The organism is Curtobacterium sp. MCPF17_047 (assembly GCF_003234045.1).
Classification (GTDB): Bacteria; Actinomycetota; Actinomycetes; order Actinomycetales; family Microbacteriaceae; genus Curtobacterium.
Genome location: NZ_QKSF01000004.1, coordinates 19,173 through 33,067, shown reverse-complemented (window position 1 = coordinate 33,067; position 13,895 = coordinate 19,173). Strand labels below are relative to the sequence as shown.

At 72.8% G+C, this 13,895-nt stretch carries 10 protein-coding genes; 7 read left to right on the top strand and 3 right to left on the bottom strand.

Annotated features, from left to right (window positions below):
* The first annotated feature begins 19 nt into the window (after positions 1-19).
* The 4 genes from DEJ33_RS05425 (at position 20) to DEJ33_RS05415 (ending at position 4,946) form a co-directional block, all read left to right on the top strand.
* The gene (locus DEJ33_RS05425) at positions 20-2,101 is read left to right on the top strand and encodes a hypothetical protein (RefSeq protein ID WP_111194432.1); all 2,082 of its coding nucleotides are present in this window, start codon (positions 20-22) and stop codon (positions 2,099-2,101) included.
* 25 nt (positions 2,102-2,126) lie between these two features.
* Complete coding sequence (locus DEJ33_RS05420; RefSeq protein ID WP_111194431.1) at positions 2,127-3,818, top strand: DUF2142 domain-containing protein; 1,692 nt, start codon at positions 2,127-2,129, stop codon at positions 3,816-3,818.
* Positions 3,819-3,950: 132 nt separating this feature from the next.
* Positions 3,951-4,097, top strand: a complete 147-nt coding sequence (locus tag DEJ33_RS17135; protein WP_181437254.1) for a hypothetical protein — start codon at positions 3,951-3,953, stop codon at positions 4,095-4,097.
* Positions 4,098-4,184: 87 nt separating this feature from the next.
* On the top strand, positions 4,185-4,946 hold the full coding sequence (locus tag DEJ33_RS05415; RefSeq protein ID WP_111194430.1) for a polyprenol monophosphomannose synthase: 762 nt from the start codon (positions 4,185-4,187) through the stop codon (positions 4,944-4,946).
* 79 nt (positions 4,947-5,025) lie between these two features.
* Here the strand turns inward: DEJ33_RS05415 and DEJ33_RS05410 are convergent, their stop codons facing one another.
* Complete coding sequence (locus DEJ33_RS05410) at positions 5,026-6,327, bottom strand: O-antigen ligase family protein (RefSeq protein WP_111079189.1); 1,302 nt, start codon at positions 6,325-6,327, stop codon at positions 5,026-5,028.
* A gap of 94 nt (positions 6,328-6,421) precedes the next feature.
* Here DEJ33_RS05410 and DEJ33_RS05405 point away from each other — a divergent pair, with 94 nt between their 5' ends.
* The gene (locus DEJ33_RS05405) at positions 6,422-7,849 is read left to right on the top strand and encodes a hypothetical protein (RefSeq protein ID WP_111194429.1); all 1,428 of its coding nucleotides are present in this window, start codon (positions 6,422-6,424) and stop codon (positions 7,847-7,849) included.
* A gap of 20 nt (positions 7,850-7,869) precedes the next feature.
* Here DEJ33_RS05405 and DEJ33_RS05400 read toward each other — a convergent pair whose 3' ends face one another.
* On the bottom strand, positions 7,870-9,273 hold the full coding sequence (locus tag DEJ33_RS05400) for an O-antigen ligase (RefSeq protein WP_146242531.1): 1,404 nt from the start codon (positions 9,271-9,273) through the stop codon (positions 7,870-7,872).
* A complete protein-coding gene (locus DEJ33_RS05395; RefSeq protein ID WP_181437253.1) occupies positions 9,270-11,390 on the bottom strand; it encodes an acyltransferase family protein in 2,121 nt (706 codons plus the stop codon). The genes DEJ33_RS05400 and DEJ33_RS05395 overlap by 4 nt, the downstream gene beginning before the upstream one ends.
* A gap of 76 nt (positions 11,391-11,466) precedes the next feature.
* Between DEJ33_RS05395 and manA the strand changes: the two genes are divergently transcribed.
* Together manA and galE are read left to right on the top strand one after the other, a co-directional pair.
* On the top strand, positions 11,467-12,693 hold the full coding sequence (gene manA, locus DEJ33_RS05390; protein WP_111194478.1) for a mannose-6-phosphate isomerase, class I: 1,227 nt from the start codon (positions 11,467-11,469) through the stop codon (positions 12,691-12,693).
* An 88-nt stretch (positions 12,694-12,781) separates the two neighbouring features.
* Positions 12,782-13,744: a UDP-glucose 4-epimerase GalE gene (galE, locus tag DEJ33_RS05385; RefSeq protein ID WP_111194426.1), complete on the top strand. Its 963-nt coding sequence runs from the start codon at positions 12,782-12,784 to the stop codon at positions 13,742-13,744.
* The last annotated feature ends 151 nt before the right edge of the window (positions 13,745-13,895 follow it).

Genomic DNA, 13,895 nt, shown 5'->3' with positions numbered 1-13,895 from the left:
CAACGGAAGGCCCAACGACGTGAAGAAGGTCGTCGCCATCATCGCGAGCGTGCTCGCGGTCGCGAGTGTGCTGGTCGGTTTCCAGCTGTCCGGTCCCAACGCCTCGCAGGAGCCCGCGTCCGCGGTGACGGGCTCGTCGTTCTCGGCGGGCAACATCATCTCGGACGCCAACTTCTACGACGGCGGAGCGATGACCGCCGCGCAGATCCAGTCGTTCCTCAGCGCCCAGGTCGGCACCTGTGCGTCGAGCTCCTGCCTCAGCAACGGGAAGTTCAGCATGAACTCCCGTGGCAGCGACCCGATGTGCCGCGCCGTCACCGGGGGGTCGAACCTGACGGCCGCGGTGATGATCTCCCGCGTGGCCGCAGCCTGCTCGATCAGCCCGAAGGTCATCCTCGTGACGCTCCAGAAGGAGCAGACCCTGGTCAGCGGTGCCACCGCGCGGAACCCCTCTGCCGCCCGGCTCGAGCGAGCGATGGGCTACGCCTGCCCCGACAACGTCGGCGGCCACTGTGACCCGGCCTACGCCGGCGTCGGCAACCAGGTCTACTGGTCCGCCTGGCAGTGGAAGCGCTACGGCAACCCCGCGGGCACCAGCAACTACTTCACCTGGTTCAACCCGGGCGGCGTGCGGCAGATCCAGTACAACGTCCCCACGTCCTGCGGCACCAAGTCGGTGTCAGTCCAGAACAAGGCGACCGCCGCGCTGTACTACTACACGCCGTACACCCCGAACACGGCGGCCCTGAACAACCTCTACGGCACCGGCGACTCGTGCTCGGCCTACGGCAACCGCAACTTCTGGCGGATGTACACGGACTGGTTCGGTTCCCCGACCGCGTCCGCGAAGCCGATCGGCCGACTCGACTCGGTCCAGGACGCCGGTGACGCCGTCGCCGTGCGCGGCTGGGCCATCGACCCGACGACGACCGCCGCCACCCGCGTGCACGTCTTCGTCGACTCCTCCGGAGCGGGCTACACCGCGAACGCCAGCCGACCCGACGTGGGCAAGGCCTACCCGGGGTCCGGCAACTCCCACGGGTACGACCTGACGATCGCGGCCACCCCGGGCAAGCACCAGGTCTGCGCCTCCGCGATCAGCGTCGACGGGACGAAGAACCAGAGCCTCGGCTGCAAGTCGGTCACCGTCACCAAGGCCTCGCCGGACGGTCGGGTCGACTCCGTCACGACCGTCGTCGGCGGCGTCGCGGTCCGCGGGTGGACCTACGACCCGAACCAGCCGAAGACCGCGCTCACCGTCAAGGTCTCGGTCGGCGGCAAGGTGACGACGATCCCGGCGAACCGCACGCGTGCCGACGTCAGCAAGGCCTACCCGGCGGCCGGAGCGGTGCACGGGTACGAGGCGACGGTCCCCGCCGTCAGCGGCAACGCGAAGGTCTGCGTCACCGCGGTGAACGTCGGCGCCGGGCACGACGCCCAGCTCGGCACCTGCACGACGGTCCGGGCGGTCGCCTCGGCGCCGGACGGCCGCGTGGACCAGGTCGCCCCCGTGTCCGGAGGCGTCTCGGTCCGCGGATGGGCGATCGACGGCGACACCGCGAAGCCGATCAACGTCGACGTCTACGTCGACGGCGTCGGCAAGCGCTTCCCCGCGGACGTCGCGCGCTCGGACATCGGCGCGGCCTACCCGGCGTTCGGCGCAGCCCACGGCTACCAGGCGACCGTCGCGGCGAAGCCGGGACCGCACCAGGTCTGCGTCTACGCGATCAACACCGGTGCCGGCTCAGCCAACACGACGCTCGGCTGCCGGACCGTGCAGGTCGCCAGCCCGCCGGTCGGGCGTCTCGACTCCGTCACCCCCGGCGCGGGCGCCGTGACGGTGAACGGCTGGGCGTACGACCCCGACACCGGTGCCGCTCCGATCGCGCTCCGGGTCACCGTCGGCAAGGCCACCACCGCTGCGAAGACGGGCGCCGCGCGTCCTGACGTCCAGAAGGTTTACCCGGCAGCCGGTGCGAAGGCGGGGTACGTCGCGAAGGTCGCAGCACCGACGGGCGTCTCGCAGGTCTGCGTCACCGCGGTCGACCCCGGCGGTGCGTCCGACACGGCACTCGGGTGCAAGTCGGTGACGGTGCAGTAGCTGCGGATCTCCTACAGTGGCGGGGATGCCTACCGAACCTGGGACCGCTGTGCGGTCGTCCCGACGTGAACGACTGTCCATCACCGCGATCGTCCTGGCGTTCGTCGCGGTCCTGGTGCTCTGGGCGTCCCTCCAGCCGCTGTTCGGGTCGCCGGACGAGATCGCGCACTGGGACGCCGCCGTGCAGCTCGCGATGGGTCAGGGGTGGCCCGACCCGACGCACCTGAAGCTGCTCTCCGCCACCCGCGCCGGCCAGGCCGAGGGGCTCGGCTTCCTGCAGGTCGACCGGCCGACGCTCGAGGCGCTCCTGGCCTCGGCGCCGGGCAACGGCGCGACGAACCAGATGACCCAGCACCCGCCGACCTGGTACGCCATGGCCGCCGGTGTGCTGCACCTCATCGGGTACATGCACCTCCGCTGGGACCTCGACCTCTACGCGATGCGGCTCATGAACGTCGCCGTCCTCGGCACCCTGCCGCTGGTCGTCTGGGCTGCCGTCCGGCGCGTGACCCGGTCACCCCGCACGGCACTCGTCGCCGCGGCGTCGCTGTTCCTCATCCCGCAGGTCGGGTTCATCGGGACGTCAGCCACGAACGACACCCCGGTGATCATCCTCGGCGCGGTGGTCGTCTGGTTGGTCTGCCGGATCGTGACGGGGGACCGCGGCTGGGTCACCCTCGTGGCGCTCGCGGTCGCAGCCTCCGCAGCCGTGTCGTTCAAGGCGACGGCGCTGCCCCTCGTGCCGTTCGCCGTGGTGGCGGTCGTCATCGCCGGGCAGGGGCGCAGCCGGTGGCTCCGCGGAGCCGTCGTGCTCGTCGTGCCGGTGCTGGCCACCTCGTGGTGGTGGGTGCGCAACGTGTTGGTCTTCCACACCCTGCAGCCCGCCGGCCTGCCGCAGTCCATCCGCACCGAGCAGTTCGCCCCGGGGGAGGGCCCCGACGTCGGTGGTTTCGTGAACACCGAGTGGAACCGGGTGACGAACTCGTTCTGGGGGCAGTACGGCCTGTTGCAGTACCCCTCCAGCCCGATCGTCATCGCAGCCCTCAGCGTCGTCGCGATCGGGGTGGTGCTGGTCTGGGGCTTCCGGAGCGGCGCCCGCCGGACGGCCTGGCTGCTCGCCCTCCTGCCGCTCTTCACGCTCGCCGCCGGGCTGCAGAACAACTGGTCGACCTACCTCCGGACGACGACGATCGGCGGCATCCAGGGCCGTTACTACTTCGTCCTCGTCGGCGTCCTCGCGGTGCTCAGCGCGATCGCCTGGCGCCGTTTCGTCCGGGACGAGGACGACCGCCGCCGACTCGGTCGGACCGTCGTCGTGGTGGCCGCGCTCATGACGGTCTACGGCTGGTCGGTCGCCTACCGTGGCTACTACGAGGGCTTCCACCTCAAGGTGACGACGCTCGGGCTCCGGCTGTTGGCCGGCCAGACCCCGCTCGGCCCCGTCGGGTTCGGGCTGGTCGCGGTGGTCGCACTCTTCCTGCTGGCCGTGGCCGTGGCCGTGACGCTCGCGGCACTCCGGTCGCCGGAGGCACGCACCACGCTCGACGGACCTGACGTCCAGGGGGACGCGGACCGGCACGGGGTCCACGGCCGCTCCCGGAGCGTCGAGGACGTCGAGCCGACGGACGCGACCTCCGGGACGGGGCCGGCCACGGCCTCCCGGCCGGTCACCGGAGACGGCACCACGCAGCGGTGGACGACCGCTCTGTGGTCCTGAGTCCCGCCGACACGCGGTACCCTGCGGATTCGCTCACCCGGGTACGCGTCCGGCATCATGTCCGGATGATCCCCGTCGCCGCTGGCCGAACCGGCGAGCCCGTGACGGTGACCGCACCGACGGCCGCCCGAGGTGCGCTCCCACGACCGTCGCACGGACCATCCCGGCGCTGCGCTGCCGGTCCTGGCCGGTGCGATCGCGGCCGGGGTGGCCCTGGTCCGGCTGTCGGCCGCCGTGTGCGACGTGCTCCAGGACGAGGGCGCGACGCTGGTGACGTGACCCCCGACTGCTCGACCATCCGGAGCGACGCCTTCCCGGCAGGGGACGCCGACGCGCCCGTGCCCGTACGACACCGCAGAGAGAACCATGGCTGACCTCCAGATCCCGCGCACCCTCGTCATCGTCCCCACGTACAACGAGGCCGAGAACGTCGCCGACATCCTCGACCGGGTGCTCGGTGTCGTCCCCGAGGCGCACGTGCTCGTCGTGGACGACGGCAGCCCGGACGGCACCGGTGACCTCGTGGCGAGCCGCGCGGCCGACGACGACCGGGTGTACCTGCTCCGACGGTCGGGCAAGCTCGGCCTCGGGACGGCCTACGTCGCCGGGTTCCGGTGGGGACTCGAGCGCGGGTACGAGCTGCTGGTCGAGATGGACGCCGACGGGTCCCACCCCGCGGACCGCCTGCCCGCGCTCATCACGGCGGTCGCCGACGCGGACCCGGCCGACGACGTCATGTTGGCGATCGGGTCCCGCTGGACGACCGGCGGGTCGGTGGTCGACTGGCCGAAGCACCGCGAGCTGCTGAGCCGCGGCGGGAACGCCTACGCCCGGATCATGCTCCGGCTCGACGTGCACGACATCACCGCCGGCTTCCGTGTGTACCGCGCGGACGTGATCGCCCGGATGGCACTCGACGAGATCGACTCGAAGGGCTACTGCTTCCAGGTCGACATGACGCTGCGCGTGCACGACCTCGGCGGCGCGATCGTCGAGGTCCCGATCCGGTTCCGCGACCGTGTCCACGGGGTGTCGAAGATGAGCCAGGCCATCGTCGTCGAGGCGATGCTCCGCACCACCCAGTGGGGCCTCCAGCGCCGGTTCCGCCCGCGGGCGCGACGCGCCTGACGGGGACCTGGCGCGCTGCTCGGCCGCCCCGCGGTCCGGCGGCCCGCGGTCCGCAGTCCCGGTCCGCCCGTTGCGCGGTTCAGGCGTGCAGGAGCCGACGACGCCAGGACCGACGGCGTGCCGAGACGACGAGCACGGTCACGAACACCATCAGACCGGCGCCGTGCAGGAGCGTGCTCTCGGCCACGCTCGTGACGCCGAGCAGCACGAGCACGGCGGCCGGCCAGACGTAGGCCACGCCGGGGTAGGTCGTCGCGGTGACCCAGGAGCGGGCGAACGCGAGCAGCGCCGCGGCCACCAGCAGCAGCATGCCGGCCAGCCCGACCTGCAGCCAGGCGTCGACGACGACGTCGAGACCCGAGGTGAAGCGGACGCCGGACGGGTCGACGAAGGTGACGTACGGGACGACGGGTTCGCTCGGCCAGGACCCGACCCAGCCCCAGCCCTGCACCGGGTGCTGCTCGATGAAGTCGCGGATCTGTGACCAGAGCGCCAGCCGCGTCGAGGTGCCGCCGGCGGCCCCGATCTCGGGCAGGACCCGGTTCCGTGCGACCACCAGGACGGTGCCGATCGCGAGCACGAACACCCCGAGGACCGTGTTGACGACCGGGCGGGACGCCGGCCTCGCATGCCGGAGCGACCACATCGCCAGCGCGGCGACCGTGAGCGCGATCATCGCGAGCCCGGTGATCGGTGACTGCACGAGCATGAGCGTGATGACCGCGAGGGCGGTGGAGCCGATGGCGCGCCAGTGCGGGACGGAGCGCGTGAGGTACTCGACCACGAAGGTGACGAGTGCCGTGGCGGCGATGAAGCCCATCACGTTGCGCGTCCCGCCGATGCCCTGGATCGGGCCGCCGTACGCGATGTCGCCGTGGATCCCGAACGCGGGGAACGGGACGTCGAGGACCAGGCCGGAGAGGACCTCCAGCGCGAGCGCGACGACGAGCAGGATCCGGAAGGCGTCACCGCACGCCCGGATGACCTGCACGAGATCGCGGCCGAGCGCCAGGTAGAGCCCGAGCCCGACGAAGCCGAGCGTCTCGGCGAACCCGCGGAGCGCGACCCAGGAGTACTCGCTCCAGAGCACGCTGAGCCCGCAGTACCCGACGAACGCGAGCAGTGACAGCGGCAGGACGCCGTGCCACTCGATCCGGTAGCGCTGCCCGAGCAGGCTGAGGCCGGCCAGGACGACGAGCGTGACGAGGACGGCCCAGGTGCCGGCGGTCCCCACGAGCACCCGCACGGTCGGCTCGCCGAAGGCGAAGAGGACGATCGCGGTCGCGAGCGCCTGGCTGAACCGTCCGCCGGCCGAGAACCCGATCCAGGCGGACAGGTACCGGCGCGCGAGCACGAGTCGCGTCGTCCGGGCATCCGTCATCCGTCCATGATGACGCACCCCGCTGGGGGCGTCCGACGCCATCCCGGAGCGTCGATATCGCGGATCGTCGGTCTCCGCACTACCGTCGAGGCCGATGGGACACGCGGTGCGGGGCTGGAGGGCGGCACTCGCCGCGGTGTCGGCCGTGGTGCTCGTGGGCGTGCTCGCCGCCGTGAGCGCGTGGGTCCGCCTCGGTCCGGTCGCCCGCGGCACCGTGTGGGCCGAGGACGGCGGGCTGTTCCTCCGTGAGCACCTGGCCCTCGGGCCGGTGGCGAGCCTGTTCCACCCCTACGCGGGCTACCTGCACCTCGTGCCGCGGCTCGTCGTGGACCTCGCGCTGCTGTTCCCGGTCGCCGACTACGCCCTCGTCGTCTCGGCGACGTCCTGCCTGCTGGCCGGTGCGGTGTGCGCGGCGGTGTTCGTCCTGGCGCGGGACGTCGTGCCGTCGTGGCCGCTCCGGCTCGTGCTCGCCGTGGTCCCGGTGGCCCTGCCGACGGCGCCGTGGGAGGTCTCCGGCAACGCGGCGAACCTGCACACCTTCGCGCTGTTCCTCGCACCGTGGGTACTGGCCCACCGGAGCCGGACGTGGTGGGGGGCCGGAGCCCTCGGCGTCGTCACGGTCCTGGTGCTCGCGACCGAGGCGCAGGCGGTCCTGTTCCTCCCGCTGCTCGTGCTCGCCTGGCTGCCGGCACCGGTGTCGGCACCGGCACCGGCACCCGTGCCGGCCGCCCGCGGCGGTCGCCTCCTGGCGCTGCCCGTGACGGTCGCGGCCGTCGCGACCGCGACCGCGCAGGTCGTCACCGCCTTCACGACCCCCCGCGCCTCCGCCCCCGGGCACCCGGCCGCGTCCGACGTCGTCGCCGGGTGGCTGTTGCAGACGGTCGGTGGCCTCTGGGACGCCGACCTGGGAGCCGTGGCGGGGGCCGTCGTCGACCACGGCTGGTGGGTGCTCGCCGTGCCGTCCGTGCTGGTCTTCGTCGTCGTCCTCCTCGGCTGCGGCGTCGCGTTGCGCACCGGCCGCGGACGCGCCGCGGTCGTCGCCCTCGCGCTCGCCCTCGGCGCCGCCGTGGTCTGGACGGCGGCCCTCCTCGCGAACCGGTCCGCCGACGGCCGGTGGTCGCAGGTCGCCCCGGCGGCACTCCTCACCGCGACGCCCTCCCGGTACGCGGCCGCAGCCGGGATGCTCCTCACGGCCGCGGTCGTGGTCGCCGCCGCGGTCCTCGTCGACCGGGTGGTCACGCCCGGCGGGAGCGGTCGTCGGGTGGCGGTGCGGGCCTCCCGGCCAGGAGGCGCGGCCCACCTCGTCGGGGCGGCCGTCGGCTGGTGCGTGGTCGCGGTCCTGGTGACGACGTGGGTGGTGAACGCCCCCGGGAGCGCCCAGCGGAGCACCGGCCCGGAGTGGCAGCCGCAGTTCCGGGACGCGGTCGCGACCTGCCGGGCGGACCCGACGGCCGTCCTCGACATCCGCACCCAGCCGTGGGGCGCCGCGGTCCCGTGCACGCTCGTCCTCCGCGACGGCTGACGCCCGGAGGCCTCAGCTCGTCAGGGGTTCGCCGCCCACCGGAACGCGCGCTTCGCGATCGGGGTCCGTGGACCGTCGCCGACCGACGGGGGTTCCTCGGTGACCAGGACGATCCGCGACTTGATCGCGAGCAGTGCGAAGAGCACCCAGTTCCCCTGGTAGAGCAGCCGCGACTCGGCGATCGCCTGCACCAGGAGTGCCACGACGACGAGCAGCGGGAACAGCCCGACCGCGTCGAAGGGACGCGGGGCGAGGTCGGGGCCGAAGCCCGCGCGGGTGGCACCCGCCCAGGAGCGGCTGAGCGTCGTCACGACGTAGACAGCGAAGAGGACGAGGCCGACGATGCCGGTCTGCATCCAGACGTCGAGCGCGGCGTCGTGCGCCTGCAGGTAGGTCACGCCATTGCGGGGTGCGAGCTGTGCCAGCAGCGGGATGTCCGGCCACCAGTAGCCGATCCAGCCGAAGCCGAGTACCGGGTGCCGCTCGATGAGCCCCCACACGGCCGTCCAGATCGTCCCGCGACCCGTCAGGTCCGAGGACCGCCCCAACACGGCGACCAGCGTGTCCTTCGCGAGGACGATTCCCACCACCACGACCACCAGGCCGAGCGCGATCGCCCCGTACCGGGGCGCGCGGCGTTCGGTCGGGACCCGGCGCATCCACAGCGCGAGGGCCAGGACCACCAGCACGACCAGGGCAGCCACGAGCACCGTGCTCGAACGGGTCAGAGCGGTCACCAGCACGGCGACGACGAGCCAGCCGATCGCCCGCATCCGGCGCATCCGGCCCTCGGCGAGCTGGACGGCGACGACGATCGCGGCGAGCAGGGCCACCATCGCCAGGAGGTTCGCGTTGCCCGGCAGCCCCTGGATCCGTCCGCCGGTGAAGAGCTCGGCGCGCGAGAAGTAGAACGCGTCCGGGACGTCCCGGTCGCCGTAGTCCGTCCAGATCGGTGCGATCGGATGCCGGACGACGACGGCGACGACGGCCTCGAAGAGCAGGGACAGCCCGAGGACCCACCGGAACGCCAGGCTCATCGCGTCGAGGATCCGACGCCAGGTCAGGGTCGAGGCGATCGCGAAGGCGACCAGGGCGCACAGCACCTGGGCCACGGTGCTCGCCAGCGTCGCCGGCCGCCAGTGCGACCAGAGCACCGAGACCAGGCACCAGGCGAGAAAGAGCCAGAGCGCCCGGGGTGTGCGGGACAGCGGTGGACGGGCACGGACCACGACGCTGACGCCCCAGGCGCCCTCGAGCGCCCAGACCGCCGCGGCACCCCACCACGTGATCGTGTTCGGGACGGCGTCGCCGGCGGACAGCGTCAGCAGGACCGTGGCGGCGAGGGCGAAGGCCTCTCGTTCGGGCACGGAGCCGCGCGCCAGTGGCCAGGTGTTCGTCACGGAGGACAGGTTAGTGCCGCTCACCGCCCGAGCGTCCGGAGTGCGTCGGCGAGCGCGCTGCCGAGGGACGGGGCCAGGGTCCGCGCGAACGTGGCGGTGAGGTGCGTCGGGTCACGGTGCACGACGACGCCGCCGACCACGGCCGGGCAGGTCGTGGCGGTGCAGTACCGGTCGGTCAGGTCCACGAGCGCGGCTCGGTGGCCGAGCCGCGCCACGGCTTCGGCGGAGCCGTCGAACGCGGCGAGCGCGGCGGCCCGGGGTGAGTCGCAGACGTCGGTCGTGGGGCCGGTCATCCGACCGAGGCAGTCCAGGGTGTCGTTGCCCGCGACCGGGTTGTCGCGGATCGCGATCACCGGCACGCCGGCGTCCGTGGCGTTCCGCCATGCACCGACCAGGCCGTCGACCACGGTGGCGTCGTTCGTCGAGCCGGCCGGCACGATCACGGGGCTCTTCGTCGCCGCGTGCGTGACGACGAGGGCGTCGAGGTCCGGGTGGTCCCGCACCCAGGCGAGCGCCGCCTGCTTCCACCCGTTGCAGCTGGCCGTGTAGGCGTCGGACGGTGCCTGCTGCTCGGCCGTCGTCAGGTAGCAGCCGATGTGCCCGGCGACGTCGATCCGCCAGTTCCGTTCGCGCGCGATCGCCGCGTAGGCACTGATCAGCGCGTTGTTGTGCGAGTCGCCGATCGCCGCGATGTGCTTCGTGTAGCCGGTCGCCGGTCCGAGGCGGCAGACGGCGAGGTCGGGCGTGGTGTTCGACCAGCACGCGGGGCGGTTGGCGTCGTCGGTGCCCGCGGCGGCCGGCGCCGGGACGCGGACGTCAGCCAGACGCGCGTCGCTGCACGGGTCCGCTGTGCCGACACCGGCGGCGGCGCCGAAGCAGGGGACGTCGCCGGTCTCGAGCGACCGCTGGTAGGCCGCCGCCTGCGTCTGCTGCACCTCGAGCGCGCCGAGTGTGGAGGCCCCGAGGGCGACCACGAGGAGGGTGCTGGCGATGCCCCAGAGTGCCACGCGACGTGGCCGCAGTGCCGACACGCGGGCCGAGAACCGCAGGGGTTCCTCGACGAAGCGTGTCGTGAGCGCCGCGAGGGCGATGCTGCCGACGAGGATCACGACCTTGCTCCGGGTGCCGAGCGGGTGCCCGGTGACGATCGGCAGCAGGACGACGGCCGGCCAGTGCCAGAGGTACACGGCGTACGAGATCCGGCCCAGTGCCGCGACCGGCGCCCACCGACCGAGCACGGTCAGGCCCGACGACCCGCCGAGGAGGACCACGAGGCCCGCGCCGACCACGGGCAGCAGGGCGGCGGTGCCGGGGTAGGGCGTCGTCGGGGAGATCGTCCACAGGGCCGTGACGAGCATGACGACGCCGAGCCAGGCACCGCCGCTGCGCAGCCGGTCGGCTCCGTTCCCCCGTGGCGTCGCCGCGCGGGGGACGGTACGCAGCGTGGCCGCCAGCCCACCGAGGGCGAACTCCCACGCCCGGGTGGCGGTGGAGAAGTACGCGATGCCCGGCGCGGTGCGGGTCTCGACCACGCACCAGACGAGCGAGAGCACCACGACGGTGCCGAGCAGCAGTCGGGCGGTGTGGACCGGGGACGCGGAGCGTGACCCACTGCGCGCGTGGCGGCGGACCGCGGCCAGCACGACCAGCAGCACCGGCAACGCGATGTAGAACTGCTCTTCCACGGACAGCGACCAGAAGTGCTGGAACGGCGACGGGTCGTTGTCCGAGGCCAGGTAGTCCACCGCGTCCGAGGCGAGTTGCCAGTTCTGCAGGTACACCGTCGACGCGATGAGCTCACGCCCGTACTGTCCCCACAGGGTGCTCGGCACGAGGACGAGCACGGCCGTCCCGGTGGCGAGCAACGTCAGCGCGGCGCCGGGCAGCAGGCGCTTCGCCCGGCGGGCCCAGAACGCCGCCAGCGCGATCCGTCCCGAGCGGACCTGCTCCCGCAGCAGGTGTCCGGTGATGAGGTACCCGGAGACGACGAAGAAGACGTCGACGCCGACGAACCCGCCCGGCACCCGGTTCGGCCACAGGTGGTAGATGACGACGGCGAGGACCGCGAACGCCCGCAGTCCCTGGATGTCCCACCGGGTCCGGTCGGCGTGGTCGGACACGGGGCGGATCGGCTCGGACATCGCGGAGAGTCTATGTATCGCGGATCGTGCACGTGGTGCGCCGCTCCCGTCCACCGCCGCCGGATACGCTCGACCCATGTTCCTCGGCATCACGAACACCCCGCGCGACTACGCCTGGGGGTCCGTCTCCGCGATCCCCGAACTCCTCGGACGGACCGTCACCGGCGTCCCGCAGGCCGAACTCTGGCTCGGCGCCCACCCCGGCAGCCCGAGCGTCGTGGTCAACCCCGCGATGGTCGGCGGCGCGGACACGGTGCTCGACTGGATCGCCGCCGAGCCGCAGACGGCCCTCGGCGACGACCGCACCGGACTGCCCTTCCTGCTCAAGGTCCTGGCCGCCGCCGCACCGCTCTCGCTGCAGGCGCACCCCACGCCCGAGCAGGCGCGCGAGGGCTTCGACCGCGAGGAAGCGGCCGGTGTCCCGATCGACGACCCCGCCCGCAACTACAAGGACCCGTTCCCGAAGCCCGAGCTCGTCGTCGCGCTGAGTGACCGGTTCGAGGCACTGAGCGGGTTCCGCCCGGTCGCCGAGGCGCTCGCCGAGGTCGAGACGCTCGATGCCGGGTCCGGCCGACTGGGACCCCTCGTGGTGCACCTGCAGCAGGGACTCGAGGACACCGTGCGTTGGCTCGAGGAGACCGACGACTCCGCCCGTGCCGTGATCGGCGCGGTCGGGCACCTGGCCGAGGAGGCTGTGGCCGCTGCCGTCGCCGCCGGGACCACCGTCTCGCCGAGCACCGCGACCGTCGCCGACCTGGCGCGGACGTACCCGGAGGACCCGGGCGTCGTCGTCTCGCTCCTCATGCACCGCGTGACGCTGACCCGTGGCGAGGCCATGTACCTGCCGGCCGGGAACATCCACGCGTACCTCGAGGGCCTGGGCATCGAGCTGATGGCCCCGTCGGACAACGTGCTGCGCGGCGGCCTCACGCCGAAGCACGTCGACGTCCCGGAGCTGCTCCGGGTGCTCGACTTCACGGCGTACCCGGCGCCGCTGCTCGAGCCGGAGCACCTCGGCCCGGTCGTCGACCGCTTCGCGCCCGAGGGCGTCGGCTTCGCACTGGTGCGCGTCACGAGCGACGGGAAGCCGGTCGGGGTCAGCACCGGTGGCACGGCCCCGCTGTCGGGTCCGTCCATCGCGATCTGCACCGAGGGCGTCGTCACGCTGGTCGGGGCGAACTCGGCGACGCTGCTCCGTCAGGGGGAGTCCTGCTACATCACGCCCGACGAGGGCGACGTGTCGGTCGAGGCGGACGCCGGCAGCGGCCGCACCGCGACGGTCTTCATCGCCACCGGCGCGTAGCGCTCAGCGCGGAGCGCGGCGCCGGGACGATGAGGCGGCGGGGCAGCCGGTCCGTCGCCCGACCGGCCCGTTCCGCTAGCGTGGCGGCATGAGTTGGTTGGTCACCGGCGGTGCCGGGTACATCGGGTCACACGTCGTCCGCGCGCTGGTCGCTGCGGGCATCGACACGGTCGCGTTGGACGACCTCTCGAGCGGCTTCCGAGCCTTCGTGCCGGAGAGCGTCCCGTTCGTCGAGGGCACGATCCTGGACGGTGAGCTGCTCGCCCGCACGCTGCGCGAGCACGACGTGACGGGTGTGGTCCACGTCGCGGGCTTCAAGTACGCGGGGGTCTCGGTCGAGCGGCCGCTGCACACCTACGAGCAGAACGTCACCGGCATGGCGACCCTGCTCCGGGCGATGGCGGACGCCGGTGTCGACAGGGTCGTGTTCTCCTCGAGTGCCGCGGTCTACGGCACTCCGGACGTCGACGTGGTCGTCGAGGAGACCCCGAAGGCGCCCGAGTCCCCGTACGGCGAGTCGAAGCTCATCGGCGAGTGGCTGCTCCGCGACATGGAGGTCGCCGCGGGCTTCACGACCACGTCGCTCCGCTACTTCAACGTCGTCGGTTCGGGGGAGCCGGACCTCTACGACGCCAGCCCGCACAACCTGTTCCCGCTCGTCTTCGACGCCCTGCTGGCCGGTCGGACGCCGCGGATCAACGGGGACGACTACGCGACGCCGGACGGCACCTGCGTCCGTGACTACGTGCACGTCGCCGACCTGGCCCACTCGCACGCGGTCGCTGCACGCAAGCTCGAGGCTGGCGAGCCGCTCGAGCGCGCCTACAACCTCGGCAGCGGTGACGGCGTGAGTGTCCGTCAGATCATGGACGCGATGGCTCGCGGGACCGGGATCGACTTCCGGCCCGAGGTCGCGCCGCGTCGTGCCGGGGACCCGGCACGCATCGTCGCCACCGGCGAGGCGGCCGGTCGGGACCTCGAGTGGGCGATGCGACACACGCTCGACGACATGGTGACGAGCGCCTGGGAGGCCCGGCAGCGCGCTGCGTAGACAGCGCCCGGCCGACACGCCCCGCTTCCACCCCGGTCGCGGGGCGTTCGCTGTCCCCCGAAAGGCCCGCAGACACGCCGCGACACGCCCGAATGGGGGACATGCCACGGCGGAAGCCGGAGGGGCTTCTATGATCCGCGACTTGACTCCG